At 64.5% G+C, this 19,336-nt stretch carries 13 protein-coding genes; 8 read left to right on the forward strand and 5 right to left on the reverse strand.

Annotation, left to right across the window (positions count from 1 at the left end; genetic code table 11):
- The first annotated feature begins 46 nt into the window (after positions 1-46).
- Together G520_RS0104680 and fusA are read left to right on the forward strand one after the other, a co-directional pair.
- Entirely contained in the window at positions 47-475 is a 429-nt protein-coding gene (locus tag G520_RS0104680) for an Rrf2 family transcriptional regulator (RefSeq protein WP_028534634.1), read from the forward strand.
- A 326-nt stretch (positions 476-801) separates the two neighbouring features.
- The gene (fusA, locus tag G520_RS0104685; protein ID WP_028534635.1) at positions 802-2,901 is read left to right on the forward strand and encodes an elongation factor G; all 2,100 of its coding nucleotides are present in this window, start codon (positions 802-804) and stop codon (positions 2,899-2,901) included.
- A 54-nt stretch (positions 2,902-2,955) separates the two neighbouring features.
- Here fusA and G520_RS0104690 read toward each other — a convergent pair whose 3' ends face one another.
- Genes G520_RS0104690 through modD form a run of 3 tightly spaced genes read right to left on the reverse strand, consistent with a single transcriptional unit; the run spans position 2,956 to position 6,175 of the window.
- Entirely contained in the window at positions 2,956-4,371 is a 1,416-nt protein-coding gene (locus G520_RS0104690; protein ID WP_028534636.1) for an NAD(P)/FAD-dependent oxidoreductase, read from the reverse strand.
- 60 nt (positions 4,372-4,431) lie between these two features.
- Complete coding sequence (locus tag G520_RS21575) at positions 4,432-5,262, reverse strand: AraC family transcriptional regulator (RefSeq protein ID WP_051229045.1); 831 nt, start codon at positions 5,260-5,262, stop codon at positions 4,432-4,434.
- Positions 5,263-5,314: 52 nt separating this feature from the next.
- On the reverse strand, positions 5,315-6,175 hold the full coding sequence (modD, locus tag G520_RS0104700) for a ModD protein (protein ID WP_028534637.1): 861 nt from the start codon (positions 6,173-6,175) through the stop codon (positions 5,315-5,317).
- 232 nt (positions 6,176-6,407) lie between these two features.
- On the opposite strand from modD, the gene G520_RS0104705 reads away from it, so the two are divergent.
- From G520_RS0104705 to G520_RS21590, 6 genes are all read left to right on the forward strand, one after another.
- Positions 6,408-7,142: a GntR family transcriptional regulator gene (locus G520_RS0104705; protein ID WP_211222766.1), complete on the forward strand. Its 735-nt coding sequence runs from the start codon at positions 6,408-6,410 to the stop codon at positions 7,140-7,142.
- A 79-nt stretch (positions 7,143-7,221) separates the two neighbouring features.
- Positions 7,222-8,505 carry an MFS transporter gene (locus tag G520_RS0104710; RefSeq protein ID WP_028534639.1) on the forward strand — a complete coding sequence of 428 codons (1,284 nt, stop codon included), beginning with the start codon at positions 7,222-7,224 and terminating at the stop codon, positions 8,503-8,505.
- Positions 8,502-9,344 carry an amidohydrolase family protein gene (locus G520_RS0104715; RefSeq protein ID WP_051229047.1) on the forward strand — a complete coding sequence of 281 codons (843 nt, stop codon included), beginning with the start codon at positions 8,502-8,504 and terminating at the stop codon, positions 9,342-9,344. Before G520_RS0104710 ends, G520_RS0104715 begins: the two co-directional genes overlap by 4 nt.
- An 89-nt stretch (positions 9,345-9,433) precedes the next feature.
- The gene (locus G520_RS21580) at positions 9,434-11,059 is read left to right on the forward strand and encodes a methyl-accepting chemotaxis protein (protein WP_051229049.1); all 1,626 of its coding nucleotides are present in this window, start codon (positions 9,434-9,436) and stop codon (positions 11,057-11,059) included.
- Positions 11,060-11,335: 276 nt separating this feature from the next.
- Positions 11,336-13,279: a patatin-like phospholipase family protein gene (locus tag G520_RS21585; RefSeq protein WP_051229050.1), complete on the forward strand. Its 1,944-nt coding sequence runs from the start codon at positions 11,336-11,338 to the stop codon at positions 13,277-13,279.
- 29 nt (positions 13,280-13,308) lie between these two features.
- Positions 13,309-13,707, forward strand: a complete 399-nt coding sequence (locus G520_RS21590) for a type III secretion system chaperone family protein (RefSeq protein ID WP_211222767.1) — start codon at positions 13,309-13,311, stop codon at positions 13,705-13,707.
- A 4-nt stretch (positions 13,708-13,711) separates the two neighbouring features.
- On the opposite strand, the gene G520_RS0104735 is transcribed toward G520_RS21590, so the two are convergent.
- Positions 13,712-16,279, reverse strand: coding sequence for an EAL domain-containing protein (locus tag G520_RS0104735; protein WP_028534641.1), 2,568 nt, complete (start codon positions 16,277-16,279; stop codon positions 13,712-13,714).
- Positions 16,276-19,302 (reverse strand): response regulator, encoded by a 3,027-nt coding sequence (locus G520_RS0104740; protein ID WP_028534642.1) that lies wholly within the window; start codon positions 19,300-19,302, stop codon positions 16,276-16,278. Before G520_RS0104740 ends, G520_RS0104735 begins: the two co-directional genes overlap by 4 nt.
- Positions 19,303-19,336 lie beyond the last annotated feature (34 nt).

The following is a 19,336-nucleotide window of genomic DNA, read 5'->3' on the forward strand; positions in this document are numbered from 1 at the left end:
GGGGGAGCCGGCTTGCCGGCATGCCCCCGGGCCGGAGACCCCGCAGGTGTCGACATCTACTCGTTTCGCCGTGGCGATACATATTTTGACCAGCCTCACCTTGCGCGAGGGGCAGGCGGTGCGTTCGGAAGACATCGCCCACAGCGTGAACACCAACCCGACCGTGGTGCGCCGTATTCTCGGTGCACTGGCAAGCGCCGGGTTGACCCAGGCGCAGCTCGGGGTGGGCGGCGGAGCCTTGCTTGCCAGGCCGGCCGGGCAGATAACGCTGCTGGATATCTACCGTGCGGTAGAAGAACCGCCGTATTTCGCGCTGCACCGTGTGCCGCCGAATCCGGCCTGCCATATCGGGAATCGCATCACGCCAGTGCTGGAGCAGGAATTCGCCCGCCTGAGCCGCGATCTCGAACTGTCGCTCGGGCAGACCACCATGGCCGATATTGCCTCGCGGGTCGAAGAGCGTCGCGGCGCGTGAGTCGCCGCCGGTCCGCTGGTGTCGGCTGGCGTGGACCGGACGGTTTTTTTGAGGGTAGTGTGTATTTGTGTTTGTTACACGATTACTTTTGTCATGTCACCGCCGAAGCGGCCGCAATCAGTGGCGGCCAAAACGGCAACCAGCACGTATTGTTAAAGGAACTCCGATGCACGATGACGCCATCGCACAGCACGCGCGGCCGGGCCGCGCAGACGCAAACCGCTTGAGGATTGCGCCAGGCACGCCGACACCGCCTCACGGAGGCGGGCGGCACAGATGAATTGAATACCCCGGATCCGGTATCCGGACCCCTGGAGACACCCATCATGGATCGTAAAACACCACTCGACCGTTACCGCAATATTGGCATCAGTGCTCACATCGACGCAGGCAAGACCACGACGACAGAGCGCATCCTGTTCTACACCGGCGTCACGCACAAGATAGGCGAAGTGCATGAGGGCGCCGCCGCCATGGACTGGATGGAGCAGGAGCAGGAACGCGGCATAACGATCACCTCGGCCGCCACCACGGTTTTCTGGCGTGGCATGGCAGGCAATCGGGCCGAGCATCACATCAATATCATCGACACGCCCGGGCACGTCGACTTCACGATCGAAGTCGAACGCTCGATGCGCGTGCTCGATGGTGCGGTGATGGTGTACGACGCCGTGGGTGGGGTTCAGCCGCAGTCGGAAACCGTCTGGCGGCAGGCCAATAAATACGCGGTACCGCGTCTCGCCTTCGTCAACAAGATGGATCGCGTCGGCGCCGATTTTTTCCGGGTGCAGGCGCAAATCGAAGAACGTCTGCATGGCAAGGCGGTGCCGGTCCAGATACCGCTTGGCGCGGAAGAAGACTTTCACGGCGTGATCGATCTGGTGACGATGCGCGCGATCGTCTGGGACGATGCGAGCAAGGGCGTGCGCTTCAGCTATGAGGCGATTCCCGCCGATCTCATGCCGACCGCGCAGCTGTGGCGCGAGCGGATGGTAGAGGCTGCCGCCGACGGCAGTCGCGAGCTGCTGGATAAATACCTGGACGGTCAGGCGCTGAGCGAAGACGAAATCAGGCGCGGCCTGCGTGCGCGCACGGTGCGCAACGAGATCGTGCCCATGCTGGCCGGCAGTGCCTTCAAGAACAAGGGGGTGCAGGCTTTGCTGGATGCGGTGCTCGACTATCTGCCTTCGCCGCTCGATGTGCCGGCGGTCGGCGGCCACGATGAAGACGATCAGCCGGTCCTGCGCCATCCGGGCGATGACGAGCCGTTTGCCGCGCTGGCGTTCAAGATCATGACCGATCCCTTCGTCGGCCAGCTGACGTTCTTCCGCGTCTATTCCGGCGTGGTGAAGTCGGGCGATATCTTGTTCAATCCGCTCAAGTCGCAAAAGGAAAGGCTGGGCCGCATCCTGCTGATGCATGCCAACGAACGCACGGAGATCAAGGAAGTGCGCGCCGGCGATATCGCGGCTGCCGTCGGGCTGAAAAGCGTGACGACCGGTGACACCTTGTGCGCGCCCGAGCATGTGATCGTGCTGGAAAAGATGAACTTCCCGGAACCGGTGATCGCGCAGGCGCTGGAGCCGAAGAGCAAGGCCGACCAGGAAAAGATGGGGGTTGCCCTGAACCGTCTGGCACAGGAGGATCCGTCCTTCCGCGTCCATACCGATCAGGAGTCGGGGCAGACCATCATCGCGGGCATGGGCGAGTTGCACCTGGAAATCCTCGTCGATCGCATGCGGCGCGAGTTTGGCGTGGAGGCCAATGTCGGCAAGCCGCAAGTGGCCTATCGCGAGACGCTGGGTCAGGCGGTGGCGGAGGTCGAAGGCAAATTCATCAAGCAGACCGGCGGCAAGGGCCAGTACGGCCATGTGCTGCTGAAACTGGAGCCGCTGGCTGCAGGCAAGGGGTATGAGTTTGTCGATGCCATCAAGGGAGGCGTGGTGCCGCGCGAGTTCATTCCCGCCGTGGACAAGGGCGTGCGCGAGTCGCTGCAGAACGGCGTGCTGGCCGGTTATCCGGTCGTGGACGTGCGGGTGACGCTGACTTTCGGTTCCTACCATGATGTGGACTCGAACGAGAACGCCTTCCGCATGGCCGGATCGATGGCTTTCAAGGAAGGCATGCGTCGCGGCGCCCCGCAGTTGCTGGAACCGATCATGCAGGTCGAAGTGGAAACGCCCGAGGTTTTTCTCGGCAATGTGGTCGGCGACCTCAATACGCGGCGCGGTTCGATCCAGGGCATGGATGATATCCCGGGCGGGGTCAAACAGCTGCGCGCGCTGATGCCGCTGGCCGAGATGTTCGGTTATTCCACCACGCTGCGCTCGATGACCCAGGGGCGTGCGACTTACACGATGGAGTTCAAACACTACGCCGCGGTGCCGAAGGCTGTGCTCGCACAGGTACAAAGCAGCGCACGCTGAGTGCCGAACGAAGCATGGCGCCGAACCCGCCCGCATACTGCGGGCGGGTTTTTTTCATGGCGCCGGCACCGGCGGTTCCATCAGTCTTTCCATCGCATCTGCCCAGTGTTGCGACAGCCGCCGCAGCCAAGGCGGGGTGGCGGGCCGGCTCAGCAGGAAATCCTCCACGGCGAAACTGCGGCTGATCGCATGGTAGGCGAGCCAGCGCAGCGGCTCCGGTTCCCAGTTTCGCAGTGCGTCCGCCGGCACGACCCAGGGCTGGCGCACTAGCCGGCTGTCGCGCCCCAGTATCAGATCGGCCAGCGTTCTGCCGGCCAGATTGCTCGCGCCGACGCCTTCGCCACCATATCCGCCGGCCCAGGCGAGGCGGCGCTCCGGGTCGCAGACCATATGCGGGTGAAACTCGCGCGCCACCCCGAGATTCCCGCCCCAGGCATGGGTGATGCGTGCGCCTGCCAGCGGCGGAAACAAGTCGACCAGCAGGCGCCGGCGTTGCTCGACCTCGTCCGGCGTCAGGACGAAGTCCTGACGCAGCCTGCCGCCATAGCGATAACCGCCGCGCGCGCCAAAGACCATGCGGTTGTCGGCGGTGCGCTGGCCATAGCTGACCAGGCGGCTGCTTTCGCTGAACGCTTGTCCCTGCTCGAGTCCGATCTGCCGCCAGAGCCCGGGCGGCAGGGGTTCGGTCGCAATCATCAGACTCTGCACTGCCAGCTGGCAGCGGGCAAGCGGCGGCAAGCCGATGGCATGGGCCTCGATGGCCGGAACGATCCAGTCCGCGCGCAGCATGCCTGCCGGAGTCCGCACGCAAGCCGGGGTCAGTTCCAGGGCCGGGCTGTGTTCGTACAGATCCACCCCGAGCCGCTCGAGACAGGTCGCCAGCCCGCGCACCAGCCGGGCCGGGTGAATCGTGGCCAGATGCGCAAAGTGCACCGCACCGTAGGCGCCGGCGATATGCAGCTGTTGCGCGAGCTCGGCCGGATCGAGCCAGGCGTAATCGCTCGTGCCGTGCCCGGCCCGGTGCCAGTCGTCCAGCTGCCGGCGCAGGCGCGTTTGCTGTTCCGGGTAGCGGGCGGCGCAATAGAGGCCGCCGCCCTTGCGGAAGTCGCAGGCGATCGCTTCGCGCGCCACGACCCGCCCGACCTCGTCCGGGATGTCCTGCAGCAGCACGCGGCTTTCCTTGCGCTGTTGTGCTTCCAGCCTGGCCAGCAACCTGTCTTCGCCGGCCAGTTCGCCTATCAGCCAGCCGCCGTTGCGGCCGGATGCGCCAAATCCGGCGATCTGTGCTTCCACTACGGCGACGCGCAACTGCGGCGCCTGCCGTTTCAGGTAGTAGGCCGTCCATAAGCCGGTGTAACCGGCGCCTATGATGGCGACGTCGACCTCGCGCTCGCCGCTGAGCGGCGCCCGCGCCGGCGGCGGGGCGCCGAGCTGGTCCATCCACAGGCTGACGGGGGGGAATGCGGTCATGTGGAACCTCCTGCGCAGGGTCGGGCTGGCACCGGCAGGCGCCGGTACTCCGCCGCCAGACTAGATCGGAGCGCTGTCGTCTGTCGTGCCGGCGGACCCGCAGGCAAGCGCGCGCAGATAGGCCGTCGGCGACTGCCCTGTATGGGCGCGGAAGCTTCGGTAAAAGGCCGATAGCGAATTGAAGCCGGCGGCAAATGCCAGGCTGTCGATGCGGGAACCGGGCGGCTCATGCGGCAGGCGCGCGAGCAGGTAGTCGAGGCGCGCCTGATTGATATAGCGGTAAAAGCTCTGCCCGAATACCTGGTTGAGCAGATAGGAGATCTGGTTGCGGCTGTAGCCGGTCTGTGCGGCGACGCGCTGCAGCGTGCAATCGGGATCGAGAAACGGGCGCTGCTCGGCGAAATAGCGCTGCAGATCTTCGACCATGCCGCCCACCTGCCTGGCCGAGAGTCCCAGCCGTTGCAGCGGGCTGCGGCCGCCGTCGGCGGCGAGCGGGTCTCGACTTTGCAGCGTTGCGTATTCCCTGATCTGCCAGATCAGGCCGTCGCGCACCGTGATGGCTTCGCTGCTGCAGAACGATACGGCGCGGGCGCCGTCCGAGAGTATCAAGCGGTACTGGATGAATGCCGTATCGCCATCGACGCGTATGCGGTCCGTGTGTTCGATCCGGTCCGCTTCTCCGTGCGGCAGCGCAGAGCGTACATAACCGGCCAGTTCCGCATGCCGGAAGACCCGGTTTTGCAGAAAGTCGTGGTAGGCGATCTGCGGGTGATACAGCGCCAGAATGGCATCCGGATCGCGGTTTTTCCAGGCCAGGTGGTAGCGCAGCACCACCTCGTGCGTGTCGGACCGGGCGCCGGGCGCCGGTTGGGATTCGGGGCGGTTCGTCATCGGCGTCGAACGCTCCCGTCGCCGATGACGGCATAGGCGAGCGGTTTCATCTTCATCCGTGTCCGGGGAGTGCGTAAAACCTTACCTGAACGTCGGCCGGCGCGGCAAGGTAGGGCGAGGAGCTAACCAGCAGATCCGCCCCTGCTGCCGCATAGTCGACCGCATTGCCGGCATGGATTCCGCCCGTGGCGGCGAGCAACGGGCGCTTGTCCCCCATGGCCGCGATCAGCCGCATCCTGCAGTCGCGCAGCGCGGCAGGGGTGAATTTATCCAGCTGCAGCACATCGATGCCAGCCTGAGCCCATTCCAGCGCGCTGGCCTCGTCCCTGGCTTCGACGACGATTTTTTTCTCCGGCTGGCGCGCGCGGATGGCCTGTACCGTGGCCGCCGGGCCGGTTTCGAGAAACATTCTGTGCTCGGCAAACAGCAGCAGGGTTTCCGACAGGCCGAGACGGTGTAGTGTCGCTCCGCCCGCCTTGACCGCCTTGATCGATAAGGCCTTGGTTCCCGGGAAATTCTTGCGGGTGCAGGCGAGGGGAACCGTCATGCCGGCGGCGTGCAAGGCCGCCGTGATCGCACGGGCGGCGCCGGCGATGCCGGAGGTCGCTTCCATCAAGGTCTGCGCGACTTTATAGGTCTGATGCAATTGTTGCGCCGAGCCATTCGCTTCCAGCAGCACGGTGCCGGCCGCGACCGTGTCGCCGGATTCGGCGCGAACATCGACCCGGGCGCCGTTGAGCGCGAACAGCCTGGCCGCCTCTTCGCTGCCGCACACGGTCATCGCTTCGCGTGCGCAGAAGGTCAGCCGTGCGGCCCGCTTGCCTATGCCCAGCGTTTCTGTGGTCAGATCGCCGCCTGGACAGTCTTCCTGCAACAGCGCATGGAGGGCGGCGTCGGAGAGAACGCAATTCATGTTTTTACTCCGCGTGTTGGCATTTCGCCATCCTATGCCATTCGGTTGCCGGCATGCAGCAGGTTTCGCGTTTTTCTTCTCCTCGCCCGTGGCCGGTGCTTCGGCTGGGCTCGACCTGCGCGTGCGATGGGGCCCGGCATCCGGATTTAATGTCATTTGTATTTAAAATTGACAGCTGATCGATAACAATGGGAAACTAAATGTATATTCATATATATGAATAGAGGATGAGATGAGTTATTCCATGCCCCATGACGACCGCTTGCCCTTGTACCAACGCCTGCGCGACGAGTTCGCCGCGCGCATTGCCGGACAGCAGTGGCGGCCGGGGGATGCGATTCCCACCGAAGCCGAACTGGTCAAAGCGTTCGGGGCCTCCATCGGCACGGTGCGCAAGGCCATCGACATGTTGGTCGCCGACGGCATGCTTGAGCGCTTCCAGGGGCGGGGAACCTTTGTGCGCCGCAAGCGCTTCGAGTCCACGATGTTCCGTTTTTTCCGTTTCCAGAACGAAGCGGGCGAACGCCGCATCCCGCAGGCGCGCATTCTGCGGCGCGAGTGCGTGGTCGCGCCTTCCGCCGTGGCCGCCGCCCTGCGTCTGCCTGCCGGCGCCGAGGCCATCCAGATGACCCGCTTGCGCTTGCTCGATGACACGCCGCTGCTGGTGGAGTCGATCTGGCTGCCCAGGGAGCGCTTTGCCGCTTTGCTCGATATCGACACCCACGACTTCGGCGACCTGTTGTACGCGTTGTACGAGGAGCGCTGCGGTCAGGTGGTGGCATCGGCCGAGGAAACGCTGACCGCCGAGTCGGTCGATGCCATGCATGCGCGGCTGCTGCAGATACAGGCCGGAGCGCCGGTGATCGTGGTGGAACGCCTCGCCTATGGCTACGACCGCCAGCCGCTCGAGTGGCGGCGTTCGCGCGGGCCGGCCGATCAGTTCCGCTATCACGTCGAAATTCGCTGAGTGCAAGCCCGCAGCGCGGCAAGCGCTGCTTTTCCGGGTGCGTGCGCCCCCCCGTCGAATGCGTTTACAGGAGAATCAAATGTTCAGTTGGTATCGCGAAATCTCGGCAGTCGAACGCAAGACGTTCTGGAGTTGTTTCGGCGGTTGGGGTATCGATGCGCTTGCCACGCAGATGTTCAGTCTTGCGATTCCGGCCCTGATCGTCGCCTTGAGTCTGAGCAAGGCCCAGGCCGGGATGATCGGCGGAGCGACCATGGTGGCGTCGGCGCTCGGCGGCTGGATCATGGGTGCGATTTCCGACCGGATCGGTCGAGTGCGCGCCTTGCTGTTTTCGATTGCCTGGTTTGCGATTTTTGCGCTGCCATCGATGTTTGCGCAGGACTTTCAGCAGTTGCTGGTTCTGCGTGCCTTGCAGGGGTTCGGCTTCGGGGGCGAGTGGGCGGCCGGAGCCGTGCTGCTGGCCGAAGTGATCCGGTCCAACCACCGCGGCAAGGCGATGGGCATGGTGCAAAGCGCCTGGGCCGTGGGCTGGGGCGGTTCGGTCGTGCTGTACCTGGTGCTGGACCGGCTGATCTCGCCTGACATGGCGTGGCGCGTGATGTTCGGCGTCAGTTTTATCCCCGCCTTGCTGGTCGTTCTGTATGCGCGCACGATTCCCGAGCCGGACAGCTTTGCCCGGCGCAAGACCGTAGCCAGTGCAAGCCGCTTCAGCGAGCTGTTCAGTATCTTCAGGCCGGAAGTCGTGCGCATGACCGTGATCGGGGCCTTGATCGGCGTCGGCGCCCACGGCGGCTACTACGCCTTGATGACCTGGCTGCCGACGTTTCTCAAGACCGAGCGTCACCTGTCCGTACTGAGTACGGGGGGGTATCTGGGCGTGATCATCATCGCCTTCTGGTTCGGTTGCATGGCCAGCGCGCATCTGCTCGACCGGATCGGCCGCCGCTATACCGTGGTCCTGTTCGCGGCCTGCTGCGTGATAACCGTGCTCGGCTACGTCTTTCTGCCACTGAACAATACCGCCATGCTGTTCCTCGGCTTCCCGCTGGGCTTTTTCGCCGCCGGCATTCCGGCCAGCCTCGGGGCGCTGTTCAATGAGTTGTATCCAAGCGGTATGCGCGGTACCGGGGTCGGTTTCTGCTACAACTTCGGCCGCATCGTCTCGGCCGTCTTTCCCGCCCTGGTCGGCTTGATGAGCGATCGCATGACCCTGGGGGCGGCCATCGGTCTGGATACGGCGCTCGCTTATTCGCTGGTCGTGCTGGCCGTGCTGGCCTTGCCGGAGACCCGCGGCAAGGATCTGGCACACGACGCCCCGGTGGCCGCCGGGGCCGCGCGCACGCTTGGGAATGTGGCGGAATGAGCGATACCCGGCCTGTGGATGGGGGACGGATCGTGCTTGCCGTCGATACGCACGCGCATATTTTTTGTCGCGGCCTGCCCTTGGCCGCCGACCGCCGCTACGCTCCCGACTATGACGCTCTGCTGGAAGACTATTTGTCCCAGCTCGACCGGCATGGCATTGCCTATGGCGTGCTGGTGCAACCGAGTTTTCTCGGCACCGACAATCGCTATATGGTGCGCGGGCTGCGCGAGGCGCAGGGGCGACTGCGCGGCATTGCCGTGCTCGAGCCGACCACCGCGCCGGAGGAACTCGAGCGCTTGAACGGCGAGGGCGTGGTCGGGGTGCGTCTCAATCTGATCGGCATGTCCGTGCCCGATCTGGAGGCCGGGCCCTGGCCGGTTTTTCTGCAGCGCCTGGCCGCGCTGGACTGGCAGGTGGAAGTGCATTGCGCGGCCGGTTGCTTGCCCCTCTTGCTGCCGCCCTTGCTCGATGCCGGGCTGAAGGTGGTGGTCGATCACTTCGGCCGCCCCGATCCGCAACGCGGCATCGGCGACCCCGGTTTCGATTTTTTGCTGCAGAGCGCGGGCAGCGGCCGCGTCTGGGTGAAGCTGTCCGGCGCCTACCGCAACGGGGGCGACGGCGAGCTTATCGCACAACGAGCCATGCCGGCCTTGCTCAGCCATTTCGGCGTCGGCCGGTTGCTGTGGGGCAGCGATTGGCCGCATACCCAGTTTGAAACACGAGTGGACTACGCTCATGCACATGCACTGAGCGTGAGTTGCCTGCCCGAAGCCGCTGCACGATTGTCTGTCCTGGCGGAGACGCCGGCGGCCTTGTTCCGTTTTACCCACGCCTGAGATTGTCGGGCGTCCGAGCCGAGTCGGGTCGTGCCGGGATTTCATCCTCCCGGCCTGCCCGCTCTGTCCGAATCCTTGGAGAATGTATCGTGCCTGCTCGATTTACCATCAAGCTTCGCATTGCCGTACTGCTTGCGTTGTCGATCTTTTCTTTTTTTGCCGTCGGGGCGCTCGGTATTTCGCGCTTGCTGCAGGTCCAGCAGCAGCTGCGGTTTATCGATGAAGTGTCGCTCAATGCCGTCGATCTTTCGCGCCGCATGAATACCGAACTGATCGAGATGCGTTTGCGCGTGGTGCGCCACAAAGCGGTCACGGTGCTGCCGGCCAAGCTGCAGGCGGAGAAGGAGCTCAAGCAACACGCCGATGCCTTGCTGGCGCTCGTCGATAGCTATGACAAACTGCCTGTGTCGGAGGGCGACCGCCAGCGCGTCGAATCGCTGCGCGGGCTGGTCGGCGAATATTTGAGTGCGGCGGAGCCCATTCTCGCACTGTCGCGGCAGATGGATCCCAATCACCCGCCTCCCAACGCCGACCCGCGTTCGGCCGCCGTTGCCAAACAGGTGGATGCCACGGTCAATGACATTGTCGCCACGACCCGGGCATCGGCGACAGCCAAACGCGCGCAAGCCGAGGACGCGTACGCCTCCGCCCGCAATTTGCTGATCGGGCTGATCGCCGGTGGCGCCTTGCTGGAGCTCGTTGTCGGTCTGTACCTGATGCGCTCGGTCACGCGTCCGCTCGACGCGGTGCGCCTGAGCATGGGGACGATCGCCGAGAAACTGGATTTTACCCACCGTACACGGCTGGGGGGTAACGATGAGCTGACCGATACCGCGCGGGCCTTCGACCACTTGATCGAGACTTTGCACGGCAGCTTCAGCGAATTGGGTCGCGCGGTGGCCGGTGTCAGCGAGTCGTCGCGCGCGATGAGCGGGACGTCGGCCGATATGGCCGCCAGCTCGTCGGGAACCGCCGATGCCTCGGCCAGGATCGCCAGCACGGTCGAGCAATTGACGGTCAGCATCAGCCATGTCGGCGATCGCGCTCACGAGGCGAGCGAACTGACCCAGGATGCCGGGCGTCTGGCTCGCGACGGGGAAAAGGCGATTCTGGAAACCGTCCAGCGGATTGAGCATGTGGTCGAGGTGGTGCAACTGGCGTCAAAAGATGTGAATGCCTTGCGCGACCAGGCGGCTGCCATCGGCGCGGTCACCAATGTGATCAAGGATATTGCCGACCAGACCAATCTGCTGGCATTGAATGCCGCCATCGAAGCCGCGCGCGCGGGCGAGCAGGGCCGCGGTTTTGCCGTCGTGGCGGATGAGGTCCGCAATCTAGCCGCACGGACGGCGCACGCGACGCTGGAGATCGACACGATGATCCAGGCGGTGCAGAGCGGCGCGATGCAGGCGGTCGGGCGCATCGATGTGGTGGTGGCGGATGTGACCGACAGCGCCGAGAGCGCCACAGGCGCCGGCGGCACCATCGTGCAGATCCGCAGCCGTACCGACGAAGCGGTGACCCTGGTGGCCGATATCGCGATGACCATCGGCGAGCAGGCCGCTGCCAGCACGACCATCGCCCAGCAGATCGAACAGATTGCCCAGATGTCGGAAGAGAACCATGCGGTGGCGGGCACGGCGGCGGAGTCGGCGACCCGGCTGGCCGCGCTGGCCGGCGGCATGCACCAGGCGATGGAGCGTTACCGCGTGTAGGCGGGTGCGCGCTGCCGTCGCCCTGCCGGTGCGGTCGTCCGAGAAATTCATGACTCGCGCAGAAAAACCGTAAGACAGCCCCGTTCCGGGTCTCCTATGATCGCCGCACCACTGACGAATGCGGCAGGATACGAAGGAGGCGGACGGAATGACAATACGCGTTGCAGAACGAGAGCAGGCAAGCTTCAAGTCCGTGGAGGAGGCGGGCAGGGTGGCGCCTGGCGACAGGCCGAAAACACGGCGCAAGCGGCCGTCGGGAGCAAGCCGGGGATACGTGTGACGCTGGTCGAGGGCTTGAAGGTCGATCTGGCGGAGCGTGCGGCGCAGGGCGATGTTCCCGTTTCTGTCTTCGGCCCGCTGCCGGCGCAACCGTGCGGGCAGGGAGCCGATCTCAATCTCCCGGCCGGTTCGCGCCAGGTGGTGTTGCGGCGCTATGAAAACGGCGTGGTCGAAGTCGAGTTGAGCAAGCCCCCGGTCACCAGTCTGGTGCTCAGCGGGGGCGGTGCCAAAGGCGTTGCCTATCCGGGTGCGATCAGCGTGCTCGAACAGCGCAAGGTGATGGATGGCATTCGGACTCTCTCCGGTTCGTCGGCCGGCGGCATCACGGCGGCATTGCTGGCCTCGGGAATGGATGCCGCGTCTTTCAAAACGCTGTCCGACCGGATGAACCTGATCAGCCTGCTCGACAGCGATCGGCCCGCGCAGCGTTTTCTACAGAATATCGCATCGCGGCTGGGGACGTTCTTCCGCAATCTGCTGGGGGGCAAGGTGGGGAACCTGGCCGAGGTGATATGCAATATCGTGCCGCGTCTGCAGTCGGATGCCGTGCCGCTGCAAACTCTGATCCGCAATGAGATGCGCAGGTCGGTGCTGGAGCGCATCGCCGCCAGCCCTGCCGCCATCGATGCCGGGGTGGCGGCGATTGAGCAGCGGCTGCTGCAAGGCGGGGGGGTGACCTTCGGCGACTTGGATATTCTCGGCCGGAGCATCCCGCAGATCAAAGCGCTGAATATCACCGGGACCGCCATGTTTGCCGGACGGCCGCAACTCGCGCTGTTCAACGCCAGCAGCACCCCGGACATGGATGTTGCCACGGCGGCGCATATTTCAGGCGCCTTTCCCATCGTGTTCAAGCAAGTCGAACACCGTCTGCCGTTCATGAAACAGGATGCGGGCGGCGGGGAGGCGACCCGTTTCCAGGACGGCGGGGTGATGCTGAATGTGCCTGTGCCCGAACTGATCGACAGGCCGTTCGTTCCGGGGCCGATCGCAGAAGGGGAGAATCTGATTCTGGTGTTCGATGGGGCGACCGATCCCGTCCCGGAGCGAGTCGGCATCGGCGGGGCCGCGATCGACTGGATCGCCGGCGCGCCACAGCAGGCGCGCGAGGCGTTGCAGGCCGCCGGCCTGAAAGAATTGTCCGCCCAGATCGTCAAGGTTCCGCTGAAGTGCAAGAGCGGCGACTATGGCGGGATGCTGTCGGGAACCCTGAATTTCACCATGAACGACGCGGTCAAGGCCGAGTTGCAGCAGGGCCTGGCGGCGGCGGTGGATACGCATCTTTCCCTGCGTCAATCGGGGAGGGAGCACCATTATTTCAAATCGCTGGACGATGCGCTGCTGGCTCTCGACGATGCCAGCGTAAGCGCGCTGGCGGCCGCGTGTCCCGACCCCGAGGGGGTCCGGGCCGTCATTCGCTTCCGCGAGGCCGCGCTGGCCGAGCTGTCGCAGCTGACCGCAGCCATTGAAACCGCCGAAGCCAGGGGAGAGGGCACGCAGCCTGGCACTGCGGCGCAGCCGATCCTTGTCCGGCTCGATGCCTTGGCCGATACCGATGCCAAGCGCGGATGGGTCGTCGGGCAACTCAACCGTTCCGGCAACACCGATCATGCGCGCCTGTTGAATCTGGCCGCCGGCTGGCCGGAGAACGGTTCGGCCGTGTTTCGGGATGCCCTCTCCTGCCGCGAACGGCTGGATGTCGCGACGATCGCCGGCCACATCCGCCAGGAGTTGATCTTCCCGGCCATTTATACGCGCGGGCAATCCGAGGCCAATATCGCCGTACTGCGCCGCACGCACTATCAACTCGAGAATGCGATGACCCGGCAGCAGATCAATCTGGCGCTGGAGGGACTGGCCAGCCATTATGTCGCGCGCAGCCGCACCGACGGCTTTGCCGATCTGGCCCGCTCCTACGTGCTGCCGGCGAGGTCCGCCTGATGGTACGCGATTGGTTGCAAAGGCGGGGCGTGTCCGCCGCCGCCGGCCCGCGCGGCGAGTTCCGGCTGCAGAGTCCGGACGGGCGGTCGCTGGCTTTGCTGCCAGGAGCGCAGCAGGGCGACTGGGTGTTGCTGATGCGGCTCGGCCCTTGCCCCTCCACGCCGGGACAGGGGGTCGTCCTGCTGTTGCTGCAGGCCAACAGCCCGTTCTCCGATCTGGCGCCGGTACGCTTGACGGCGGATGGCGCGGGCGAGCTCGCGCTCTGGGTCGGCGTCCGGGACGGACCGGGCAGTGCGGCGGCGCTGGACGACGGATGCCGCAAGCTGTCCATCGCGCATGCCTATTTTGCGCGCGTCCTGAACGCGACTGCCGCGGCGAAGGCGGCGGAGTCGGCGCGGAGCCGGCATCGCCGTCTGGGCTGGAGCTGAACGTTCACTCCCCCGTTCCTGCCCCGATCGCCATGGGCACGAAGTCCCGCAGGAAACGCGTCATGTCGTCGGCCGGCAACGGCTTGCTGATCAGATAGCCCTGCATCACATCGCAATCGAGCGAACGCAGGTACTGCGCCTGCTCCTGCTCTTCCACCCCTTCTGCGATGATCTCCAGCCCGAGCTTGTGCCCGAGCGCGATGATGGCTTTGACCAGCGAAGCGTTGCCGCTATTGGTGGTGACGTCGCGGACGAAGGAGATGTCGATCTTGAGTTTGTGGACCTTCAGCTTCTGCAGATAGGCGAGCGAGGAATAACCGGTACCGAAATCGTCGATGGACAGCCGCACGCCAAGCTGCCGCAGCTCGGCCAGCGAGCGGGACGACTGGTCGGTGTCGCCCATGGCAATGCTTTCGGTGATTTCGAGTTCCAGCCTGTCGGCGGCGATGCCGGTGCGCGCGAGCGCGTCTTTGACCGACCCGAGCAGCTGGCCGCGGCTGAGCTGGACCGTCGACACATTCACCGCGGTCTGGCGTGGCGCCAGGCCGGCATCGGACCAGGCCCTGATCTGCAGGCAGGCGGCATTCAGCACCCAGTCGCCGAGCTGGACGATCAGGCCGCTCTCTTCCGCCAGCGGGATGAACTCGGCCGGCGACACCAGTCCCCGCGACGGATGCTGCCAGCGCACCAGTGCTTCCAGCCCTACGATACGGCCGCTGCCCAGGTCGATCTGAGGCTGGTAATGCAAACGCAATTCCTGCCGTTCGAGCGCGTGGCGCAGATCGGCTTCCAGCGTCAGCCTGTCCTTGGCGCGCCGGGTCATCTCCGGCGAAAAAAAGCGCAACACGCCGCGCCCCTGCAGTTTGGCTTCGTGCAGCGCCGAGCCGACGCTGCTCTGCAAGGTGCCGGCATCGCGGCCATCCGTCGGGTAGAGCGCGACACCGATGCTGGCGCCGATGTAGACATTGTGCCCGTCGATGGTGAAAGGCTCGGCCAGCGTGTCGATCAGGCGCTGTGCGACCAGATCGATACCGAGCGTGTGCACGCCATCGTGCTCGACGATCAGGTTGAACTGATCTCCGCTGATACGCGCCATGACGTCGACATCCGGCAGGCTCTGTCGCAGCCGCTTGACCACTTCGATCAATAAGTGGTCGCCCACGCGATGTCCGAGCGTCTCGTTGACGGTGGTGAAATTGTCGAGGTCGAGCGACAGCAGGGCGAAGCGTTGGCGCGAATGCTCGGCCTGCCCTATCGCGTGACTCAGCAGTTCGCTGAACAGGGTGCGGTTCGGCAAGCCGGTCAGGAGGTCGCGGTGGGTGATGAAATCGAGTTGGCGCTCGGTTTCGCGCCGGGCCGTGATGTCGCGATTGGAGCCGCGGCGACCGAGATACCGCCCTGCGGCGTCGAATACCGGGCGACTGACGTGCTCGATCCAGCGTTCTTCGCCGCTGCGTGTCCGGATGCGGATATCGAGCCGGCACGGGTCTGCCGCTGGCGGCGACTGGCCGTAGGCCCGCCAGTCGGCGATATCGTCCGGGTGGATGATCTTGTCCATCAGCTGCGGGTCGGCGAAGAAATCATCGGGCGAGTAGGCCGAGACATCGAAGCTGGCCGGCGAGACGTAAAGGTATCGACCGTCGGGTGCGATCCAGTATTCCCAGTTCGGGGAGTAGTCGGCCAGAATGCGGTATTTCTGCTCGCTCTGCTCGAGCAGGGCGGTGCGCTGTGCGACCAGACCCTCGAGAATCGAGCGCAGATGCGCGAGTTCGAGATGAGTGCGCACACGGGCGCGGACTTCGTCGATATCGAACGGTTTGGTGATGAAGTCGGCCGCACCGGTGTCGAATCCTTTGACCTTCTGCACCGACGCATCGATGACGGTGACGAAAATCACCGGGATGCGCTTTCCGATCGGGGTCGACTTGATGCGGCGGCAGACCTCGTAGCCATCCATTTCCGGCATGACGATGTCGAGGAGGACCAGGTCCGGCGGCGAGTCGCCGGCTATCATCTCGAGTGCCCGGCTGCCGGAGCGGGCAACCGTCATCTGGTAGTCGTCCTTGAGCGCTTCGAGCAACTCGTGAATATTCTCCGGAATGTCGTCGACGACCAGCAGCGTCGGGCGGCGGCAGGAGTCGTCATATTCGGCGACCGAAAACAGCGCCGGGTTCTGGCGGTAGCCGCGCAGTTCGAGTTGGGTGCGGACGCGCAGACGCACCAGCTCCGGGCTGACCGGCTTGGTGATGTAATCGGCGGCGCCGAGTTTGAGACCGCAGGCCTCGTCGGTGGCTTCGGCCAGGGCGGTGACGAAGATCACGGGAATACCCGACGTCGCGGGGTCCGCTTTCAGCCGGGTGAGTACCTCGTAGCCATCCATATCCGGCATCTTGATATCGAGCAGGATCAGATCGGGCCCCGGATCGCGCCGGGCCAGTTCCAGCGCCTTGTCGCCGCTGGTGGCGGCAACGATGGCGTAGTCGTCGCGCAGGATATTCATCAGTGCGTGCAGGTTTTCATGCACGTCGTCGACGATGAGAATACGGGGGCGTGCGGCGGCGATGGCTGTCATGGCGAGGTGATCCGGGTGGTGTTTTTCAGTTGCTCTTGCAGCGCGGCGATATGTGCGAGGGCTTCGTCGATGGCAAAAACGTCTACGAGGGCGGCAATGGCGTCGATTTCGTTTACCAGCTCGCCGCCGCCGCGCAACTGGACGAGCAGGGGTTCCGCCGCGCCGAGGTCATAGGACAGCGCGTGTGCGAGTTGCCCCAGCAGAGCGAGCACCGCATCGCGATCGAGTGCGGCGACAGCCGCGGCCTGAGCCCCGCCGGCCGGCAGGGCGTCGATCTCGCACAGCACCTCCTGCAGCCGCTTGCCCATGCTTTCAAGGGCCGTGCCATCCGGGCGCTGCCCGAGTTTGAGACTGGCATCGATATCGTTCACCCGCTCGAACAGGGCCGTGGCGCCGATATTGCCGACGACGCCCTTGAGTGCATGGCAATAGGCTTCGGCCTGGACCAGGTTCTGCTGCCCGATCAGAGCACGCAGTTGATCCGTCGCACCGGCATAGTGTTCGCGAAAGCGTCGCAGTTGTTTGCGGTAGGCCTCGACCCGGCCACCGATGCGGCGGACGCCGGCGGCGGCGTCGAGGCTGAGCAGCCGGGCGAGCTCGGGCGGCAACCTCGACGCCGCCGCCGGCGCCGGTAGGGGTGGGGCGGGCCGGCGGGCGGGCTGCCACTTGGCCAGAACCTCCATCAAGTAGTCTGGCAGCACCGGCTTGGTCACATGATCGTTCATGCCGGCCAGACGGCTTTTTTCGGCGTCCTGTTCCATTGCCAGCGCCGTCATGGCGATGATGGGCAGGCTGGCGAAACGTTCCGCGCCGGGGGCGGCGGCCAGGGCGCGGATCTGACGCGCGGCCTCCAGACCGTCCATGACCGGCATCTGGATATCCATGAGAACGATGTCGTAGTCTTTTTCCTGTACCCGTTCGACCGCTTCCCTGCCGTTCACGGCCTGGTCGACCACGATGCCTTCGCTGTGCAGCAATTCGGTGGCGAATTCGCGGTTGATGCTGTTGTCTTCAACCAGCAGCAGGCGCAGGCCGACGAAACGCCCCGCCAGCGTGTCGCGCGCTTCCGGCAGCTGCGATGCATCGTCCAGACCCCGCAGGCGTCCGCGCCCGAGCGCGGACAGGATGGCATCGAGCAGCGTCGATGGCGAAACCGGCTTGATCAGGAATCCGTCGGCATCGGCCTGCCGGGCGAGCCGGATCACGTTCTCGCGGCCATAGGCGGTCACGATCACCACTTTGGGCTTGTGGGGGATCAGCGGGTCATCCTGGATGCGCAAGGCCGCTTCGTCGCCGTTCATGCCGGGCATATGCCAGTCCATCAGCACCAGGTCGACAGCAGGGCTCGCTTCGGACAGTTTTTTCAGCGCGGCGGGTCCGCTGGATGCGATGCTGACCCGGATATGGAAGAAGCGCAGCATTTCGGCGAGGATTTCGCAGGAGACCTGATTGTCGTCGACCACCAGGACATGCACGTCGCGCAGCATCGGGCCGACTTGCGCCAGCAACTGGTGGCGGCGGGCCTGCGCCTGGCGGGCGATCTGCAGGCGGATGGTGAAGCAGATCGTCGTTCCTTTGCCGGGCTGGGAGTCTTCGACCCAGATGCGCCCTCCCATCAGTTCGACCAGATTCTTGCTGATGGCCAGGCCGAGGCCGGTGCCTCCGAAGCGGCGCGTGGTGGACTGATCGGCCTGGGTGAATTTCTCGAACAGACGTCCCTGTGCTTCCTCGTTCATGCCGAGTCCCGAGTCGCGCACGCTGATCTGCATGGCGATATCGTCGCCGCGGGTGGAAATATGCTGAAATGCGAGTTCGATTTCGCCATTTTCGGTGAACTTGACGGCATTCCCGCACAGATTAAGCAGAATTTGCCCGAGCCGCAGCGGGTCGCCCACCAGCATCGTCGGAATGCTGGTGTCGTAGCGGATGAGGAATTCGACGCCCTTGCGTTCGGCCTGCAGGCTGATCGCATCGGTCAGCTGTTCGAGCACCGCATCGAGACCGAATTCGATGTGTTCGATTTCCAGTTTACCGGCTTCGATTTTCGAAAAATCCAGAATGTCGTTGATGATGCCGAGCAAGGAGTGTGCGGCTTCCTGCGCTTTCAGCATGTGCTTGGCCAGCTCGGGCGGCGGATTGTTCTTCAACGCAAGGTAGAGCATGCCGAGAATCGCATTCATCGGCGTGCGGATTTCATGGCTCATATTGGCCAGAAACTGGCCTTTGGCCTGGTTGGCCGCCTCGGCCGTTTCCTTGGCCAGCTGCAATTCCTGTGTACGCAGGGCGACGACGGCTTCCAGATCGAGATTCAGGATATTGAGTTTCTGCAGGGAGTCGACCAACTGGGCGCGGTTTTCGTTGAAAGCGAGGACCAGTTGGCCCAATTCGTCGTGATAGGGGTAATCGATCGCTTCGACCGGCGCGTCCGGCGACTGGAGCCGCCAGCTTTCCACCGCCCCGGCGATGCGGGTGACAGTGCGCGACAGGCGGTAGCGAATGGCCCAGGAAAAAATCAGCCACGAACCGGTGCTGACTAGCAGCGAGTTGAGCAGCACCAGCCAGAAGCCGTACCGGGTACGGTCCCACACCACATCGCTGTCCGCGTAAAGCTTGAGGGTGCCTATGATGCGGAGATCGCCGCGGGGAGTGATATGGGTGAGCACCAGAGAGGACTGTTTGGACGCCGCCTGGCTGAGAGGCTGCTCGTCGTCGGCCGCGGAGAGGCTTCCTTCCGTGATCAAGGCATCGCCGCGGGCGGTCTCGATGCGGACGGCGGAGACGATGGCGTTCTGTTTCAGTCCGTGCGCGATCGAGGCGAGCTGAGCCGTATCCAGTTCCCACAGGGACTCGGCGATTCCCGGCTGTACCGTCCGGCCCAGCGACTCCAGATCGCGGCCGATGTCGCGGCTGGTGCCGAGGTACTGGATGCCGAATTGCAGCACGATCATGCTGAGAGTCAGCAGCAGATACAAGGGGAACATCGTATACAGCAGTCGTCTGGAAAGCGTCTGCGTTAAAAACATCGATCACCCTTCCCGTCTGTGTGCCTTACTTGCC

It is taken from the genome of Paludibacterium yongneupense DSM 18731, assembly GCF_000422925.1.
Classification (GTDB): domain Bacteria; phylum Pseudomonadota; class Gammaproteobacteria; order Burkholderiales; family Chromobacteriaceae; genus Paludibacterium; species Paludibacterium yongneupense.

Bases quoted from the DNA above. Each gene is read 5' to 3' on its own strand.
- fusA (WP_028534635.1), top strand. From the start codon at position 802: ATGGATCGTAAAACACCACTCGACCGTTACCGCAATATTGGCATCAGT.
- G520_RS0104690 (WP_028534636.1), bottom strand. From the start codon at position 4,371: ATGACCGCATTCCCCCCCGTCAGCCTGTGGATGGACCAGCTCGGCGCC.
- G520_RS21575 (WP_051229045.1), bottom strand. From the start codon at position 5,262: ATGACGAACCGCCCCGAATCCCAACCGGCGCCCGGCGCCCGGTCCGAC.
- modD (WP_028534637.1), bottom strand. From the start codon at position 6,175: ATGAATTGCGTTCTCTCCGACGCCGCCCTCCATGCGCTGTTGCAGGAA.
- G520_RS0104705 (WP_211222766.1), top strand. From the start codon at position 6,408: ATGAGTTATTCCATGCCCCATGACGACCGCTTGCCCTTGTACCAACGC.
- G520_RS0104710 (WP_028534639.1), top strand. From the start codon at position 7,222: ATGTTCAGTTGGTATCGCGAAATCTCGGCAGTCGAACGCAAGACGTTC.
- G520_RS0104715 (WP_051229047.1), top strand. From the start codon at position 8,502: ATGAGCGATACCCGGCCTGTGGATGGGGGACGGATCGTGCTTGCCGTC.
- G520_RS0104735 (WP_028534641.1), bottom strand. From the start codon at position 16,279: ATGACAGCCATCGCCGCCGCACGCCCCCGTATTCTCATCGTCGACGAC.
- G520_RS0104740 (WP_028534642.1), bottom strand. From the start codon at position 19,302: ATGTTTTTAACGCAGACGCTTTCCAGACGACTGCTGTATACGATGTTC.